We start from the raw sequence: 14,941 nt of genomic DNA, 5'->3' as shown, positions 1-14,941 counted from the left end.
CGCCGCCAGAAACCGGGCTTCAGCGCTTTGGTCGCCACGTTCGATTGTATCCCGAATTGTTGCACCGGCCTGTCTGGCCGTCATGATATGGTTGGCGGTCCTGCCCATGCAATAAGGCGCTTTTGCGACATCGGCGGGATGCGATCGACCGGGCGGCTCAGTGTCCGCCCCCCGCGGCGGGGCTACCGCGCGGGCGCGGCGCGAACCAGACGAACGTCGCGCTCACGAACAACAAGGCAGCCGCGACCTGGTAGATGTGGACCAGCGACAGCGCGAAGCCCTGGCCCATCACCAGTTGCTCCAGGAGCCCGCGCATGCGCTCCGCGCTGAGGCCGGCCGCGGCCGCCTGCTGCTCGAACATCGCGGGATTGATGATATTGGCGAGTTCGGCGCGCTGCTGTTCGGCGCCATTCTGCCACATGGTGGTCGCGATCGAGGTGCCGAACGCGCCCGAGAGCGTCCGCGCGAAATTCTGGAGACCGGCCGCGCCCGGCACCTCGGCGGGATCGACCGCCGCGAGCGCGATCATCGTCACCGGCACGAAGAACATCGGCATGCCAATCCCGAGCAGCAGATGCGGCACGGCGAGATGCCAGTAATCGACATCGGTCGACCAATTGGCGCGCAGGAGCATCGTCATCGCCATCCAGGACACGCCCAGCGAATAGACGCGGCGCGGATCTGTGATGCCGACCAATTTGCCCACGATCGGCGACATCACGACAGCGAACAGGCCCTGCCAGGCGACGACATAGCCCGACCAGGTCGCGGTATAGCCCATCGCGCCCTGCAGCCATTGCGGCGTCACGACGATCGCCGAAAAGAAGATCGCATAGGTCAGCGACAGCGAAAGTAGCGACATCGAGAAGCCGCGATGGCGGAACACGCGCAGGTTCACGGCCGGCTGATCGGCGGTCAGCTCCCAGATGACGAAGGCGATGAAGCCGATCGCGGCGACGATCGCGAGCGCCTTGATCATGTCCGATGCGAACCAGTCATGGTCGCGCCCGATATCGAGCATGATTTGGAGCGCGCCGACCCAGATCACCAGCAGGGCCATGCCGCCGACGTCGATCGGCGCCGCCCGCGTCGGCGTCTCATGATTGCGCAGGTTGAAGAAGGACCCGACCACGCAGATGATCGCGATCGGGATATTGATGAAGAAGATCCAGTGCCAGGACCAATTGTCGCTGATCGGGCCGCCGAGCAGCGGCCCCGCGATCGGCGCGACGACGGTGGTCATCGCCCATAATCCCATCGCCTGGCCGCGCTTCTGCGGCGGGAAGACCGCCATCAGCAGGGTCTGGGTCAGCGGCATGATCGGCCCGCCGCAGATCCCCTGGCCGATCCGGCACGCGACGAGCATGCCGAGCGTCGTCGAGAGGCCGCACAGCACCGAGAAGATGCCGAACCCGGTCATCGCGACGAGATAGGTTCGCACCGTGCCGAAGCGCGCGACGAGCCAGCCGGTCAGCGGCACGCAGATCGCCTCGGCCACCGAATAAGAGGTGATGACCCACGTTCCCTGATCGGGCGCGATGGCGAGGCTGCCGGCGATGTGCGGCACCGAGACGTTGGCGATCGATATATCGAGCACCACCATGAAGTTAGACAGCGCGAGGACCACGCCGACCAGCCAGGGATTGGCCAAAGGCCCCGCCTGCGGCTTTGCTGCGGGTGCCGCGCTCGCCACGCTCAGCGCTCCGATACGTCGATATCGACATCCATCGAGAGGCCGACGCGCAACGGGTGATCGGCCAGTTGCTTGGGATCGAGCGCGATGCGCACCGGAATGCGCTGGACGACCTTGATCCAGTTGCCGGTCGCATTCTGCGCGGGGATCAGCGCGAAGGCCGATCCGGTGCCGCCCGCCATGCCGACGACCTTGCCCGTATATTCGACGCCGCCGCCATAGAGATCGGCGGTCATCGTCGCGGGCTGGCCAACACGGACCTTGCGCAGCTGGCCTTCCTTGAAATTGGCATCGACATACATGGTGTTGACCGGAACGATCGTCATGATCGCGGTGCCGGGGGCGACGCGCTGGCCGATCTGGACGTTGCGCTGCGCGACGATGCCCGAGATCGGCGCGCGGATGACGGTGCGCTTCACGTCCAGCTGCGCGGCGTCGTACCGTGCGCGCGCGGCGGCGACGTCGGGATTGGTCTCGGTCGGGCCGGCGGTCAGCGCCTGATTGGCCTTCAGCTCCTCGACGGCGGCGGCGCGGTTCGCGCGCGCCTGGTCGAGGCCGGCCTTGGCCACGCCGAGCCGCGCCTGCGCGGTGGCGAAGGCGTTGCGTGCCGAGGTCAGTTCGTCACCCGAGACCGCGCCGGCCGCCGCCAGCTTCTCGCGGCGATCGCGATCGGTGCGCGCTTTCTCGAAATCGGCCTGCGCGGAGAGACCCTCGGCACGGGCACGGGCGATATCGGCATCGCGCGCCGTGATCTGCGCGTCGAGCTTGCCGCCCGTCGCGCGGGTCTGGCCCAGTTCCCGGCGCGCCTGCGCGAGATCGGCCGCGGTCCGCTCGGAGACGACGCGCGCATCGGCCGGATCGATGACGACGAGAATGTCGCCCTGGCGCACATATTGCGTGTTCGCGACGCGAACCTCGGTCACCGCTCCTGCGACCAGCGGCGTGATCTGCGCTGTATCGGCGCCGACATAGGCATTGTCGGTCGAGACGTGGCGGACGCCGATCAGGAAATGATAGAGCAGCAAGATCACCGCGATCACCGCGACGACGGCGGCGAGGATCGTCAGCCAGCGCTTGCGCTTGGCCTTCTGCTCGGCGGGATCGGGCTTGGCGGCCTCCGGCTGCGGCGCGGGCTTGGCCTCGACCGGCTTGGCCGCTTCCTCCTGCCGCTTCACTTCCGGCGGAATCTGGGGATTGTCTTCGGCCATCAGCCTTTTCCTTGTTCGCTGGCGAAGCCGCCGCCGAGCGAGCGGATGAGAGCGACATCGATCGTGAAGGCGCGTGCTTCGAGATCGGCGACGCGGCGGCGGGCGGCCACGACCGCATCCTCGGCGGTGAGCACCGACAAATAGGTGGAGAGCCCGCCTTCGTAGCGCAGCCGGGCGATGCGATAAGCGGTCTCGCTCTGCGCGAGCGAGGCGCGCACGTCCTTATCCTCGCGCTGGAGCCCGGCGCGGTTGCTCACCGCATCGGCGACTTCGCGCAGCGCGCCCAGCAGGACGCGGTCATAATCGGCGACGGCGGCGTCGTAATCGCCGCGCGACGAGCGGTAATCGCCCGAGCGGCGCCCCGAATCGAAGATGGGCAACGACAAGGCCGGCCCGGCATTGCCGTAGATCGAATCCTGCTCGACGAGCTTCGACAGACCGAGCGACTGGACGCCGATCAGCGCCGAGAGGCTGACATCCGGATAGAAGGCCGCCTTCGCCGCCTTCACGCGCTGGTCCGCGGCCTCGACGCGGAGACGCGCGGCGGCGACATCGGGCCTGCGGCCGACCAGATCGATGCCGGCATTGGCGGGCAAGGACCCCGCGCCCGAGCCCGCGAGCCTCGGCCGCGCGGGCGCCAGCCCGCGATCGGGCCCGGCGCCGACGAGCGCGGCGAGCTGGTGGCGGACGAGCTCGATCGACGTGTCGAGCGCGGAGATGTCGGCACGGGTCGCGGGGACCGAGGCATTGGCCTGCGCGCGCTCGCCCTCCGTATCCAGGCCGTTGGCGACGCGATCGGCGACGAGCTTGGCGCTCTCCGAGCGGATCCGCGCCGCCTGCTCGGCCACGTCGCGCTCGGCATAAAGGCGCGACAGATCGGCATAGGCGCCCGCGATCGAGGCGGCGAGCGCGAGCCGCGCCGCGGACGCGTCGAGCCGCACGGCATCGCGCTCGCTCAAGGCGGCGCGGCGAGTGGCGCGGTTGCGGCCGAACAGGTCGAGATCGAGCCCGAGGCGGACCGAGGCGTCGCCCGTGGACTTCCAGCCCTTGGGCACGAATTCCTTGGGGAAGCCGTTATTGTAGCTCTGCTTGGTGCTGCCGCCCTTGGCATTGGCCTCCAGCGTCGGCCCGCCCGCGGCGCCTGCGGCCTGCGCCATGCCCTCGGCCCGCGCGACGCGCGCGGCGGCGGTGGCGATGTCCGGCGATCCGGCGAGCCCTTCGGCGATCAGCGCATCGAGCTGCGGATCGCCATAAGCCTGCCACCAGCCCTCGCCGGGCCACTGGCCCTGCTGATCGGGAAGCGCGCTGGCGCTGGCAAGCGATGATGCCGAGCGCGGCTTGGGCGCTGGGCCGAGATTCGGCACGCAGGCGGCCAGCGCCGGCGCGGCGGCGAGGAGCAGGGCGGCGGTGCGCCAGGAGAAGGAGTGTGATACCATAGAGTACGGTTGCGGCGCCTGCGCTTCGGCCCGCGGCTTGTCAACAGGAAAGTGTACTGTATAGTATCGTTATGTCGGATATCACCACGAGGGATCAGCGCAGCCGGCGCAAGGAGGACAGGCGCGAGGCGATCATCGATATCGCCAAGCGCTCTTTCCTCGAGCAGGGATTCGCCGAGACGTCGATGTCGACGATCGCGGCGCGCTGCGGCGGATCGAAGACGACCTTGTGGAGCCATTTTCCCTCGAAGGAGGATCTGTTCCAGGCGTTCGTCGATCGCCTCGTCGGCGATTTCAGCGAGGCGCTCGATGAGGCGCTTCTGACCGGAGGCGGCACCGGTGCGACGCTGAAGCGCTTCGGCGACGTCTTCCTCGCCAAGATCCTGTCGGAGGATGCGCGCGCGCTGAAGCGGATGATTGCCTGCGAGGGGCATCGCTTTCCCGCGCTCGCCAAGGCCTTTTACGAACGCGGCCCGGCGCGTACGCGGGAGAGGCTCGCCCGCTATATCGCGGATGAGATGGCGACGGGGCGATTGCGCGTGGGAGATTCGGAGATCGCGGCCCGCCAATTCCTGTCGCTGTGCCAGGCGGGCTGCTTTTCGGACGTGATCTGGCATCGCGTCGGCGGGCCGAGTTCGACGCCCGGACGGGATGTCGAAACCGCGGTCGAGGCGTTCCTGCGTATCTGGGGCAAAAGCGAATGAGTTTTCCGCCGCTGGTGCCGACGGGTGAGAACGCGACACCAATCTGGGGCCTTTCGACGCATGAGCGGCTGCGGCGCATCGCCGCCGCGCAGGGGTTCGATCTGGCGGAGGCGGCGGCAGGCGGCGACGCGCTGATCGTCGATCTCGATTATGTGTTCGATCCGCTGTGGCTGAAATATGCCGCGGCGCGCCCGGGCCATGCGATCACGCGCGACGGCGTTCCGGTCATCGCGCATGTCACCGCCGAGCGCCCCGATCCGCACGCTTTGGACGCGATCCCGCAGGAAACGACCGAGCTCGAGAACCAGACGCTGCGCAAGCGCGAGCGGCCGTTCCTCGAAAAGCTGACCCCCGCTTCGGTCGGGGCGATCGAGCGGGCGAGCTATTGGGGTGCCTATAAGGGCGTCACCGATATCCTGACCAAATATATGTGGCCCGAATGGGCGTTCCACATGACGCGCTGGTGCGCGCGGTGGGGAGTCACCCCCAATCAGGTGACGACGGTCAGCGCGGTCTTCTGCGTGATCGCCACCTGGTGCTTCTTCACCGGCGATTACTGGCCGGGGCTCGCCGCGGGCCTGTTCATGATGATCCTCGATACGGTCGATGGGAAGCTTGCGCGCTGCACGATCACCTCGTCGGCCTGGGGCAATGTCTTCGATCACGGCATGGATCTCGTTCACCCGCCCTTCTGGTGGTATGGCTGGGGAGTCGGCCTCGTCGCTTATGGCCGGCCGCTCACCGACCATGTCTTCTGGGCGTGCATGGTCGCGATCCTCGGCGGTTATATCGTGCAAAGGCTGATCGAAGGGGCGTTCATCGCTCTGTTCGGCATCCACATCCACGTCTGGCGGCGCTTCGACAGCTGGTTCCGGCTGATCACCGCGCGGCGCAATCCGAACATGCCGATCCTGACGGCCTTTCTGCTCATCGGTCGACCCGACTGGGGGCTGATCGCGGTCGCGGTCTGGACGATCGCCTCGCTCGCCGTCCATCTCGTCCAGCTCCTCCAGGCGTTGATCTGGCGCGCGCGCGGGCGGCCCGTGAAGAGCTGGCTGGGATGAGCGATCCCGTCTGGACGGCGATCCTGCTCGCGGGCCAGCGGCCCGGCGTCGATCCGCTCGCGCATGCGTTCGGCGAAAGCTGGAAGGCGAAGGTCAAGGTCGGGGGCGAGGCGATGCTGAGCCGCGTCGCGCGGACCCTGCTCGCCGTGCCCGAGATCGGCCGCGTGATCGTCATGGCGCAGTCGCCCGAGCTATTGTTCGACGGCGATTGCGCGTGGCTGGCGGACGAGCCGCGCATCGAGACGGCCCATTCGGACTCGGGGATTGCCACCAGCGTCGCCGCGATTGCCGGCAGCGCCACCGCGCCCTGGCCAGTGCTGGTCACGACCGCCGACCATCCCCTGCTGACCGTGCCGATGATCGAGGCGATGCTCGCCAGCGGGGCGGACGCGGATGTGGCGGTCGGCGTTGTCGGCCGGCGGACCTTGCTCGCGGCCTATCCCGGCAACCAGCGCACCTGGCTCAAGTTCAGGGGCGAGGCCTGGTCGGGCGCGAACCTGTTCGTGCTCCGCTCCGATCGGGCGATGGCCGCGCTCACCCTGTGGAGCGAGGTCGAACGCGATCGCAAGAAAGCGGTGAAGCTGATCGCGCATTTCGGCCCGTGGCTCGCATTGCGTGCGCTGACGCGGACGATCACGCTGGACGCGGCGATGCTCGCGGTCGGCCGCAAGGTCGGTATGGTCGCGCGGCCCGTGGCTTTGCCTTTCGCCGAGGCCGGCATCGACGTCGACAAGCCGAGCGACCACGCGTTGGCCGAGCAGATATTGGCGGCGAGGGGGTGAGCATAAGGCAGCGGCTCCTCGCCCCCGTTCGTGCTGAGCCTGTCGAAGCACGGTCCTTCTTCGCGACGGTCGAAGGAAGAACGGCACTTCGACAAGCTCAGTGCAAACGGATCATCTGAACACCGCCCGCCCCTAGATCGGGGCCTTGTCCGCGCCCTTGGCGGAGAGCCGGCGCCCATAATGGTGCCAGGCGAAGATCGCGAGCGCGCCGCGATGGGGCCGCCACGCTTCCGAGAGGCTGCGCACCAGCTTCTCGGCGGGTCGCTCTTCCTGTCCCAGCAGATGCCCGATCTCGATCTGCACGGCGAGATCGCCCGCCGGCCAGATGTCCGGCCGACCCTCGGCGAACAGCAGGTAGATTTCGGCCGACCAGCGGCCGATGCCCTTGATCTTGGTCAGCTGCGCGATCGCTTCCTCATCGTCGGCCGGGAGGTGCGCAAGATCGAGCTCGCCGCTCGCGATCAGCCCGGCAAGGCTCTTCACATAGGAGATCTTCTGGCGCGACAGGCCCACCGCGCGCAGATCCTCATCGGGCGTCGCGGCCAGCTTGGCCGGATCCATCTCCGGGCCGATCAGCGCTTCGAGGCGTCCGTAGATCGCATTGGCCGATGCGGTCGAGACCTGCTGGCCCACGATCGTCCGCAGCAGGCTGACATGGCCGGGCGCGCTGATCCGCGTGTCGGGATAGCCGAACGCCGCCAATCCGCTCGCGAAGGCGGGCTCGATCCGGGCGAGCGCATCGAGCCCCTTGCGCAGATCCTTGGCGTTCAGGCCCATGCCGCACCTACGCTTGCGTCGCCGCATCCGCCGCCATAGGAGCGCCGCAAAGCTACATATTTCGGAGCCCGCACATGCCCAAGCTGATCGTCACGCTGCGCGATGGAACCACGCAGGAGATCGAGGGCGAAGAGGGGCTGTCGGTGATGGAGGTCATCCGCGACGCGGGCATCGATGAGCTGCTCGCTCTGTGCGGCGGCTGCTGCTCGTGCGCGACCTGCCACATCCATGTCGATCCGGCCTTCGCCGACCGATTGCCGGCAATGAGCGAGGACGAGAACGACCTGCTCGACAGTTCCGACTTCCGCGACGAGACCTCGCGCCTCTCCTGCCAGGTGCCCTTCAGCGCCGCCGTCGACGGGCTCGCCGTGCGGATCGCCGAAGAGGACTAAGCGAGAAATCACCCCCGCGTCGCCAGCGCGTACAGCGCTATGGCGGCGGCGTTCGAGATGTTCAGGCTTTCCACCAGCGGACTGATCGGCAGCTTGGCGAGTTCGTCGCAATGCGCCTCGGTATTCTGGCGCATGCCCTCGCCCTCGGCGCCGAGCACCAAGGCGATCCGCGATGTGCCGATCGCCTCGGCGAAGGTGCGGCGGCCGGTGCCGGTCAGCCCGATCCGCCAGAAGCCCGCTTCGCTGATCTCGCCGAGCGAACGCGCGAGATTGACGACGCGGACCCACGGCACGAATTCTAGCGCGCCGGATGCCGAGCGCGCGAGCGCCCCCGATTCGGGCGGCGCATGCCGGTCCTGCGTGACGATGCCGAGCGCGTTGAAGGCGGCGGCCGAGCGCAGCACCGCGCCGACATTGTGCGGATCGGTCACCTGATCGAGGATCACAAGCGGGCGATCATTGCCCGCGCCGCGCTCCAGCAGATCGACCAGCCAGATATCCTCGAGCGGATCGACCTCGATGACGATGCCCTGATGCGGCGCATCGCTCGGCACGAGCCGCGCGAGATCGGTGACCTCGGCGAAGCTCATCGGCACGCTCTCGGGAAACGCGCCGAACGAGGCGGCGGCCTCGCGCGTCGCCCAGATCCGGCGGATCGTCCGCTCGGGATTGGCGAGAGCCGCGGAGACGGCATGACGGCCCCAGAAGCGAGGCTTTCCGGAAACGGGCTGGGAAGGACGATGACCACGGCGCATGCCGGGGCGATTAGCGCGTCATCGCCCCGAGCGCGAGCCCATCTGCGCCGAAGCCTCGTCGGTCGGCTGGCCCGTCTTCTTTGCGGCGAGCGATCCGGCCGCCAGGCCGATCGCCGCGCCTGCGCCGACGTCGCTCACGAAATGCGCGCAGCGCGGGATCTGGATCGCGCCGACGAAGATGGCGATCGCCGCGGCGCGGCCGGCATGTTCGGGATATTCGCTGGCATAAGCGCGCGCGACCGCGACGGCGCCCGCCGTATGGCCGGACGGAAAAGAGTTGAGCGCGCTCTCGTGGCTATGGCCAGTCTGCATGCGATAATGCCCGCCATTGACGGGCACGTGCGGACGGGAGCGATCCACGCGATGCTTGATGAAGCTCTTGGCCTTGGTGGCCAGCCATTCCGCGGCCAGCATCCGCAGCCCGGCGCGCGCCAGCCGTCCGTTACCGCGCAGCACGCCGATCGCCACCGTCGATGCGCAGATCGCATAGAGCTGCGGCTGGTCGGCCAGTTCGCTCAGCGTCCCGAGACGCTTGATGATCGGATGATCGCGCCATTGCCCGGCTTTGTGCGCCGTGACGAGATCGGCCTGCTCGATCGCGGTCCGCGACGTGGGCTTGGTCGGAAGTTTGCGGGTGCGGGCCATGTCGGCTCAATCCGCGACCGGCGCTTCGGTTCATCGGGAGGGCCGATTTCGAAGCTCTGGTGGACAGGGCTGGATTCGAACCAGCGTACGCTTGCACGGGCAGATTTACAGTCTGCTGCCTTTAACCACTCGGCCACCTGTCCAGAGGCTTGTCCCGAAGGAGGCGGCTCATTGGCGAAGCCGGTGCGGGCCGTCAACCCCGGCCGGCGGGCGAGCGTCATTCGCTCGGCCCGCCAGCACGGCGAAGGTCGCTTAGCGGCAGCGGCGAACCTTGCGATGATGCACCCACGTTACGCGGCAAACCGGGCGACGGCGCATATTGTGGCGCATGTCGCGGCGGTTATCGTGACGGACCATCGGGCCGCCGGGGCCGCGATGATCGTCGCGATGCATGCCCTGCGCCGAGACCGCTGCGGGTACGATTGCTGCGGTCGCGACGACGAGGCCGGCCGCCGCGAAAAAAGCCTTGATGGACATTCAGGAGTCTCCTGCCCCAGATGGGAGCGGGAGGCAGACGCATCGGCCAAGCAACGGTTCCGCAACGATGCGGCAGGACGATTTAGCGCGTTGACGCGCGGCGCCCTTGGATGGCAGGAGCGCTCGCGGCGCGCGGGTATAGCTCAATGGTAGAGCGGTAGCCTTCCAAGCTTCATACGCGGGTTCGATTCCCGCTACCCGCTCCAGCCCTGGAAGACGCGCGGCCAAGGATCGGGAGCAGACCCAATGTCATTCTCTCCGCTGGACATGGACGAGCGGGTCACCTGGCGCCGGGATAACGAGCCGGAATGCGTCCGCCGCGGCGGATTGCCGATCCTTACCGAAGGCGCCGGCACGTTGTTTGAGGCGATCGGGCAGGCGATCCTGTGCCCGTCCGAGAATCGCGGCTTCTTCCGGATCTGGCGCGGCGGCGGCGAGGAAATTTCGGGCGGCCGGCTCGATGCTCTGGTGAACGGGGTTCACCGGCGCGCGGTGGGCAGCCGCTAGACCCGCCGACGGCGCCCGCCGCTAGAAGCTCATGTCCGCATAGATGCGCGACAGATCGCCCGCCCACTCGCCTTCGTAAAGATCCAGCAGGCGCTGCGCCGGCACCTTCCCCGAGGCGACGATCTCCCGCAGCGGATCGAGGAAGCCCGTCTCGTTGTCGCCCGCCGCATTGAGGCGATTGCGCGCGGCAAGCCCCGCATGCGCGATGTCGAGGATGCGCTTGCCCAGTTCCTGGAAATTGCGCCCGCGCGGGCCCTGCGTGGCGAGACCGAGCCGCGGCACCTGCTCGCGGATGCGGTTGTGGTCCTCGATCGTCCAGTGCTTGATCTCGTCCCACGCTGCATCCAGCGCCTGATCGTCGTACAGCAGGCCGACCCAGAAGGCCGGCAGCGCGCAGATCTTGTTCCACGGGCCGCCATCGGCGCCGCGCATCTCGAGATAGGATTTGAGGCGCACCTCGGGGAAGGCGGTCGACAGGTGATCGACCCAGTCGGCGACGCGGGGCGTCTCGCCCGGCAGGACCGGCAGCTTGCCGGCGAGGAAGTCGCGGAAATCGAGCCCCGACGCGTCGACATAGCCCCCGTTGCGGAAGGCGAAGTACATCGGCACGTTCAACATGTAATCGGTGTAGCGCTCGTAACCGAAGCCGTCCTCGAACACGAACGGCAGCATGCCCGTGCGGTGCGGATCGGTGTCGGTCCAGATGTGGCTGCGGTAGCTCAGATAGCCGTTGGGCTTGCCCTCGGTGAAGGGCGAATTCGCGAAGAGCGCGGTCGCGAGCGGCTGCAACGCAAGGCTCACGCGGAATTTCTTCACCATGTCCGCCTCGCTCGAATAATCGAGGTTGGTCTGGATCGTGCAGGTGCGCAGCATCATGTCGAGCCCGAGCGATCCGACGCGCGGCATGTGGCGCAGCATGATCTCGTAGCGGCCCTTGGGCATGATCGGCAGTTCGGCGCGCGTCTTGTCGGGCCAGAAGCCAAGGCCCAGGAAGCCGATGCCGAGCTTGTCGCCGATCTCCTTGACCTGGGCGAGATGCCGCCCGGTCTCGGCGCAGGTCTCGTGCAGATTGTCGAGCGGCGCGCCGGACAGCTCGAACTGCCCGGCCGGTTCCAGGCTGATCGCGCCGTCGGGGCCGGAGAGAGCGATGATATTCTCGCCCTCATAGACCGGCTCCCAGCCGAACTTGGTCATCCCGATCAACAGCGCGTGGATTCCGCCTTTCTCCTCGTAGGAGGGGGCGCGGTGGCTGCCGTCAGTCCAGTAGACGAACTTCTCGTGCTCGGTGCCGATCCGCCACCTGTCCTTGGGCTTCTCGCCCTTGACGAACACGCCGATCAGATCGTCGCGCCCTTCGATGAGAGGGTCGGGGCCAGTGTCGGCGGAGCGCGTCGTCATGCGCGGGCAGATAGCTTGGCGCAAAGCCTTGCGCCAGCGGGTTGCGCGAGCGGGTCGACAGGCGATATCTCCGGGTTCGAAGGAGATGGCGATGGACGCGCCCCGGCCTGCGCACGAACCCGACGACGCGATAGCAACGGGCGTGGAAGACAAGACTCGCGACGCGGATCGCGAGGCCCGCTGGTCAGCGTGGCGCGCCGAGAATGCGGACGGCATCGCAGCGCTCAATCGGTGGTACGAAGAGAATGGTCACCCGCTCGCGCGATATATGATCCTGCCGTGTGGCGCAGTTTGATCTCTACCGGCTCGCCGGGGCGGGTGGTCTGTTCGTCGATTGCCAATCGGATCTACTGCGCGACCTGACGACCCGTCTCGTTCTTCCTCTCGTGGCGGAAGGCACAGTCTATATCTTCCCTAGTCGACTGAACCCGATGCTAGAGATCGACGGCGTCGGCTACGTGCTGATGGCGCATCTCCCGGCGACTCTGCCACGCTCGGTGCTGCGCAATCCGGTCGGGACGGCACGCGCGCATCGCCTCGCTATCACCTCGGCGATCGATATGCTGACAGGCGGCGTCTAGCGCCAGTCGCCGAAGCGCGACATCCACGCTGCCAGCCCGGCCGCGGCTGCGGTCTCGGCGCGCAGGATGCGGGGGCCGAGCGAGATGGGCGTCGCGCTGGCGTGCGCGCGGATCGCGCCGCGCTCGTCCTCGGTGAAGCCGCCTTCGGGGCCGATCAGCAAAGCCGCCGGGCCGGGCGCGATGTCGGCGAAGGGCTCGCCGCCGCCCTCGTCGGCGAACAGCAAGGCGCGTCCGGCGGGCCAGCTCGCCAGCAACGCCGCCAGCTTCACCGGCTCGGCCAGTTCGGGCAGCGCGGTTCGGTCGCATTGCTCGGCCGCCTCGATCATGTGCGCGCGCAGCCGTTCGGGATTGGGCCGGTCGACGATCGTGCGGTGCGTGACGACCGGCTGGAGCCGCGCCACGCCCAGTTCGGTCGCCTTCTCCACCAGATAATGGAGCGGGTCCTTCTTCAGCGGCGCGAACAGCAGCCAGATATCGGGCACCGCCTCGCGCGCGCGCAGCTTCGTCGTCAGCCGCAGGGTGATGTTCCGCTTGGCCGCATCCGCCACTTCGGCCAGCCACTCGCCGGTGGAATCGTCGAACAGCCGCACCGGATCACCCGCCTTCAGCCGCATCACATTGGCGAGATAATTGGCCTGCGCGCCCTCCAGCACGAGCATCAGCCCCTCGGCCAGCACAGCCTCGACATACAGGCGCGGGGTGGAGGCGGGCGGCCAGGCGGGGGTGGCGGGCATGGATCTCCGGGACATCTGCGCGATTGCATCACGCGCCGATCCGCGCGACGACCGTCCGCATGGACAAGGCCACTCTCAACGTAGCGCTGCTGATCGATGCCGACAACGCGTCCGCCTCGACGATCGACCCAGTGCTGACCGTTCTCGCCGAGCTCGGCACGGTCAATGTGCGGCGCGTCTACGGAAACTGGTCGAAGCCTGCGCTCAAGGGCTGGCGCGACATGTCGATCCGCCACGGCATCGAGCCGCAGCAGCAGTTCGATCTGACCAAGGGCAAGAACGCGACCGACATGAAGATGACGATCGACGCGATGGACCTGCTCGCGCGCGGCCGCGTCGAGGGCTTCGGGATCATGTCGTCGGACAGCGATTTCATGCCGCTGGCGATGCGCATCCGCCAGGACGGAATCCCGGTCTACGGCTTCGGCACCTCGCGCACGCCAGAGGGCTTCCGCCAGGCCTGCACGCGCTTCATCGATGTCGGCGCCTTGGGCGGGGGCGGCCCCGATGCCGCGGCCGCGCCCGAGGAGGAGCCACTCACCTTCGAGGATACGCTGCCGCGCGCGATCGGCGCGCGTCCGCCGGCAGGCCGGCCGAAGAAGAAGCAGGTCGGCGAGGACGTGCTCAAGCTGCTGATCGACGCCTATGATTCGGTGAAGCGCGATGCGCGCGGCTATGCGAGCCTGTCCGCGATCGGCCAGCTCGCGGGCAACCGATCGAGCTTCGACACGCGCAATTACGGCTATCAGCATCTGTCCGATCTGATCGAGGACGTGCCGAACTTCCAGATCGAGAACCGCGACGGCGGGGTCTTCGTCAAGCGCCTGCGCTGATTCGCGCATGAGCGACACCCTCGTCCCCGACAGCGAGCATCGCGGCGTCGCCCGCCTGCCCGCGGTCGCGCGCGATCTCGTCCAGCTGGCGCGGCTCGATCGGCCGATCGGCGCGTGGCTGCTCTTCTGGCCGGGCGCCTGGGCGATCGCCTTGTCGGGGCAGGCGATCGCGCGCTGGGATCTGCTGTTGTGGTTCGCGCTGGGCGCGGTGGCGATGCGCGGCGCGGGCTGCGTCTATAACGACATCGTCGATCGCGATCTCGACAGGCGCGTCGCGCGCACCGCCGCGCGGCCGCTGGCGAGCGGCAGGCTGTCGCTGAAGCTCGCCTGGGCCTGGCTCGGTCTGCTGTCGCTGATCGGGCTCGTCGTCCTGCTCCGGCTGGAGCGACCCGCGCAGATCGTCGCGCTCGCGAGCATCGCTCCGGTCGCGGCCTATCCCTTCATGAAGCGCATCACCTGGTGGCCGCAGGCGTGGCTCGGCATCGTCTTCTCGTGGGCGGCACTCGTCGGCTGGCCGGCGGCGACGGGCGGCTTCGCGCCGGCGATGGCCTGGCTCTATGCGGGATCGATCGGGTGGGTGATCGGCTACGACACGATCTATGCGCTGCAGGATCTGGAGGACGATGCGCTCGCCGGCGTGAAGAGCTCGGCGCGTGCGCTTGGGAGCCATGCGCGGGGTGGCGTCGCGGGATTCTACGCGGCGGCTCTGGCGTGTTGGGGGATCGCCCTTTGGCAAGTCCGGCCCGAGCCGCTTGCGCTGGCCGGGCTGCTGCCGATGGGGGCGCATCTCGCTTGGCAGGTCGCCGGGCTCCGTGTGGAAAACCCGGCCGACGCGCTCGCCCGCTTTCGATCGAATCGCTTCGCGGGGCTGCTGATGTTTTTGGCGTGCGCGGTGGTGGGGGCGGCTTCGGCTTAGGCCAAGCAATTCCCCGCTCATCCTGAGGAGCCATTGAGC

The 14,941-nt window shown here is 68.0% G+C and carries 18 protein-coding genes and 2 tRNA genes; 10 read left to right on the top strand and 10 right to left on the bottom strand.

The features are described from left to right. Positions 1-157 precede the first annotated feature (157 nt). From Q4F19_RS05515 to Q4F19_RS05505, 3 genes are read right to left on the bottom strand one after another with little or no spacing between them, the layout of a single operon-like run. Positions 158-1,693 carry a DHA2 family efflux MFS transporter permease subunit gene (locus Q4F19_RS05515; RefSeq protein WP_431312366.1) on the bottom strand — a complete coding sequence of 512 codons (1,536 nt, stop codon included), beginning with the start codon at positions 1,691-1,693 and terminating at the stop codon, positions 158-160. Between the two features lie 2 nt (positions 1,694-1,695). Continuing rightward, entirely contained in the window at positions 1,696-2,901 is a 1,206-nt protein-coding gene (locus tag Q4F19_RS05510) for an HlyD family efflux transporter periplasmic adaptor subunit (protein WP_303540553.1), read from the bottom strand. Continuing rightward, on the bottom strand, positions 2,901-4,337 hold the full coding sequence (locus Q4F19_RS05505; protein ID WP_303540552.1) for an efflux transporter outer membrane subunit: 1,437 nt from the start codon (positions 4,335-4,337) through the stop codon (positions 2,901-2,903). Before Q4F19_RS05505 ends, Q4F19_RS05510 begins: the two co-directional genes overlap by 1 nt. 71 nt (positions 4,338-4,408) lie before the next feature. Between Q4F19_RS05505 and Q4F19_RS05500 the strand changes: the two genes are divergently transcribed. Genes Q4F19_RS05500 through mobA form a run of 3 tightly spaced genes read left to right on the top strand, consistent with a single transcriptional unit; the run spans position 4,409 to position 6,887 of the window. Continuing rightward, on the top strand, positions 4,409-5,041 hold the full coding sequence (locus Q4F19_RS05500; protein ID WP_303540551.1) for a TetR/AcrR family transcriptional regulator: 633 nt from the start codon (positions 4,409-4,411) through the stop codon (positions 5,039-5,041). After that, on the top strand, positions 5,038-6,105 hold the full coding sequence (locus Q4F19_RS05495) for a CDP-alcohol phosphatidyltransferase family protein (protein WP_303540550.1): 1,068 nt from the start codon (positions 5,038-5,040) through the stop codon (positions 6,103-6,105). The genes Q4F19_RS05500 and Q4F19_RS05495 overlap by 4 nt, the downstream gene beginning before the upstream one ends. Then, on the top strand, positions 6,102-6,887 hold the full coding sequence (mobA, locus tag Q4F19_RS05490; RefSeq protein WP_303540548.1) for a molybdenum cofactor guanylyltransferase: 786 nt from the start codon (positions 6,102-6,104) through the stop codon (positions 6,885-6,887). Before Q4F19_RS05495 ends, mobA begins: the two co-directional genes overlap by 4 nt. 132 nt (positions 6,888-7,019) lie before the next feature. On the opposite strand, the gene Q4F19_RS05485 is transcribed toward mobA, so the two are convergent. Beyond that, positions 7,020-7,664, bottom strand: a complete 645-nt coding sequence (locus tag Q4F19_RS05485) for a DNA-3-methyladenine glycosylase family protein (RefSeq protein ID WP_303541007.1) — start codon at positions 7,662-7,664, stop codon at positions 7,020-7,022. Between the two features lie 74 nt (positions 7,665-7,738). Between Q4F19_RS05485 and Q4F19_RS05480 the strand changes: the two genes are divergently transcribed. Next, positions 7,739-8,056, top strand: a complete 318-nt coding sequence (locus Q4F19_RS05480) for a 2Fe-2S iron-sulfur cluster-binding family protein (RefSeq protein WP_303540547.1) — start codon at positions 7,739-7,741, stop codon at positions 8,054-8,056. Positions 8,057-8,064: 8 nt separating this feature from the next. On the opposite strand, the gene Q4F19_RS05475 is transcribed toward Q4F19_RS05480, so the two are convergent. The 4 genes from Q4F19_RS05475 to Q4F19_RS05460 form a co-directional block, all read right to left on the bottom strand. Beyond that, positions 8,065-8,811, bottom strand: coding sequence for a TrmH family RNA methyltransferase (locus Q4F19_RS05475; RefSeq protein WP_303540545.1), 747 nt, complete (start codon positions 8,809-8,811; stop codon positions 8,065-8,067). 18 nt (positions 8,812-8,829) lie between these two features. Next, positions 8,830-9,456, bottom strand: a complete 627-nt coding sequence (locus Q4F19_RS05470; RefSeq protein ID WP_303540543.1) for a phosphatase PAP2 family protein — start codon at positions 9,454-9,456, stop codon at positions 8,830-8,832. A gap of 57 nt (positions 9,457-9,513) precedes the next feature. Then, positions 9,514-9,599 (bottom strand) — tRNA-Tyr (locus Q4F19_RS05465). A 109-nt stretch (positions 9,600-9,708) separates the two neighbouring features. Next, the gene (locus Q4F19_RS05460; RefSeq protein ID WP_303540541.1) at positions 9,709-9,933 is read right to left on the bottom strand and encodes a hypothetical protein; all 225 of its coding nucleotides are present in this window, start codon (positions 9,931-9,933) and stop codon (positions 9,709-9,711) included. Between the two features lie 132 nt (positions 9,934-10,065). Between Q4F19_RS05460 and Q4F19_RS05455 the strand changes: the two genes are divergently transcribed. Both Q4F19_RS05455 and Q4F19_RS05450 read left to right on the top strand, forming a co-directional pair. Beyond that, positions 10,066-10,139 (top strand) — tRNA-Gly (locus Q4F19_RS05455). 40 nt (positions 10,140-10,179) lie between these two features. Then, a complete protein-coding gene (locus Q4F19_RS05450) occupies positions 10,180-10,440 on the top strand; it encodes a hypothetical protein (protein ID WP_303540540.1) in 261 nt (86 codons plus the stop codon). Positions 10,441-10,461: 21 nt separating this feature from the next. Here Q4F19_RS05450 and Q4F19_RS05445 read toward each other — a convergent pair whose 3' ends face one another. Then, positions 10,462-11,838 (bottom strand): glutamate--cysteine ligase, encoded by a 1,377-nt coding sequence (locus Q4F19_RS05445; protein WP_303540538.1) that lies wholly within the window; start codon positions 11,836-11,838, stop codon positions 10,462-10,464. Positions 11,839-11,929: 91 nt separating this feature from the next. Between Q4F19_RS05445 and Q4F19_RS05440 the strand changes: the two genes are divergently transcribed. Beyond that, positions 11,930-12,133 (top strand): type II toxin-antitoxin system CcdA family antitoxin, encoded by a 204-nt coding sequence (locus Q4F19_RS05440; RefSeq protein WP_303540536.1) that lies wholly within the window; start codon positions 11,930-11,932, stop codon positions 12,131-12,133. Next, on the top strand, positions 12,120-12,419 hold the full coding sequence (locus Q4F19_RS05435) for a CcdB family protein (RefSeq protein ID WP_303540534.1): 300 nt from the start codon (positions 12,120-12,122) through the stop codon (positions 12,417-12,419). Before Q4F19_RS05440 ends, Q4F19_RS05435 begins: the two co-directional genes overlap by 14 nt. Here Q4F19_RS05435 and Q4F19_RS05430 read toward each other — a convergent pair. Next, positions 12,416-13,153, bottom strand: coding sequence for a 16S rRNA (uracil(1498)-N(3))-methyltransferase (locus tag Q4F19_RS05430; protein ID WP_303540532.1), 738 nt, complete (start codon positions 13,151-13,153; stop codon positions 12,416-12,418). The genes Q4F19_RS05435 and Q4F19_RS05430 overlap by 4 nt on opposite strands. Before the next feature lie 59 nt (positions 13,154-13,212). Here Q4F19_RS05430 and Q4F19_RS05425 point away from each other — a divergent pair, with 59 nt between their 5' ends. Together Q4F19_RS05425 and ubiA are read left to right on the top strand one after the other, a co-directional pair. Beyond that, a complete protein-coding gene (locus Q4F19_RS05425) occupies positions 13,213-13,986 on the top strand; it encodes an NYN domain-containing protein (RefSeq protein WP_303540531.1) in 774 nt (257 codons plus the stop codon). A 7-nt stretch (positions 13,987-13,993) separates the two neighbouring features. Further along, positions 13,994-14,902, top strand: coding sequence for a 4-hydroxybenzoate octaprenyltransferase (gene ubiA / locus Q4F19_RS05420; RefSeq protein WP_303540530.1), 909 nt, complete (start codon positions 13,994-13,996; stop codon positions 14,900-14,902). The last annotated feature ends 39 nt before the right edge of the window (positions 14,903-14,941 follow it).

Source organism: Sphingomonas natans, assembly GCF_030546695.1.
In the GTDB taxonomy this organism is placed as follows: Bacteria; Pseudomonadota; Alphaproteobacteria; order Sphingomonadales; family Sphingomonadaceae; genus Sphingomonas_I; species Sphingomonas_I natans.
This window is presented reverse-complemented; position numbering and strand designations above follow the sequence as displayed.

Excerpts from the sequence above, each read along its gene's own strand:
- Q4F19_RS05510 (WP_303540553.1), bottom strand. The coding sequence starts at position 2,901 with ATGGCCGAAGACAATCCCCAGATTCCGCCGGAAGTGAAGCGGCAGGAG.
- Q4F19_RS05505 (WP_303540552.1), bottom strand. The coding sequence starts at position 4,337 with ATGGTATCACACTCCTTCTCCTGGCGCACCGCCGCCCTGCTCCTCGCC.
- Q4F19_RS05500 (WP_303540551.1), top strand. The coding sequence starts at position 4,409 with ATGTCGGATATCACCACGAGGGATCAGCGCAGCCGGCGCAAGGAGGAC.
- Q4F19_RS05495 (WP_303540550.1), top strand. The coding sequence starts at position 5,038 with ATGAGTTTTCCGCCGCTGGTGCCGACGGGTGAGAACGCGACACCAATC.
- mobA (WP_303540548.1), top strand. The coding sequence starts at position 6,102 with ATGAGCGATCCCGTCTGGACGGCGATCCTGCTCGCGGGCCAGCGGCCC.
- Q4F19_RS05485 (WP_303541007.1), bottom strand. The coding sequence starts at position 7,664 with ATGGGCCTGAACGCCAAGGATCTGCGCAAGGGGCTCGATGCGCTCGCC.
- Q4F19_RS05480 (WP_303540547.1), top strand. The coding sequence starts at position 7,739 with ATGCCCAAGCTGATCGTCACGCTGCGCGATGGAACCACGCAGGAGATC.
- Q4F19_RS05475 (WP_303540545.1), bottom strand. The coding sequence starts at position 8,811 with ATGCGCCGTGGTCATCGTCCTTCCCAGCCCGTTTCCGGAAAGCCTCGC.
- Q4F19_RS05470 (WP_303540543.1), bottom strand. The coding sequence starts at position 9,456 with ATGGCCCGCACCCGCAAACTTCCGACCAAGCCCACGTCGCGGACCGCG.
- Q4F19_RS05460 (WP_303540541.1), bottom strand. The coding sequence starts at position 9,933 with ATGTCCATCAAGGCTTTTTTCGCGGCGGCCGGCCTCGTCGTCGCGACC.
- Q4F19_RS05450 (WP_303540540.1), top strand. The coding sequence starts at position 10,180 with ATGTCATTCTCTCCGCTGGACATGGACGAGCGGGTCACCTGGCGCCGG.
- Q4F19_RS05445 (WP_303540538.1), bottom strand. The coding sequence starts at position 11,838 with ATGACGACGCGCTCCGCCGACACTGGCCCCGACCCTCTCATCGAAGGG.
- Q4F19_RS05440 (WP_303540536.1), top strand. The coding sequence starts at position 11,930 with ATGGACGCGCCCCGGCCTGCGCACGAACCCGACGACGCGATAGCAACG.
- Q4F19_RS05430 (WP_303540532.1), bottom strand. The coding sequence starts at position 13,153 with ATGCCCGCCACCCCCGCCTGGCCGCCCGCCTCCACCCCGCGCCTGTAT.
- Q4F19_RS05425 (WP_303540531.1), top strand. The coding sequence starts at position 13,213 with ATGGACAAGGCCACTCTCAACGTAGCGCTGCTGATCGATGCCGACAAC.
- ubiA (WP_303540530.1), top strand. The coding sequence starts at position 13,994 with ATGAGCGACACCCTCGTCCCCGACAGCGAGCATCGCGGCGTCGCCCGC.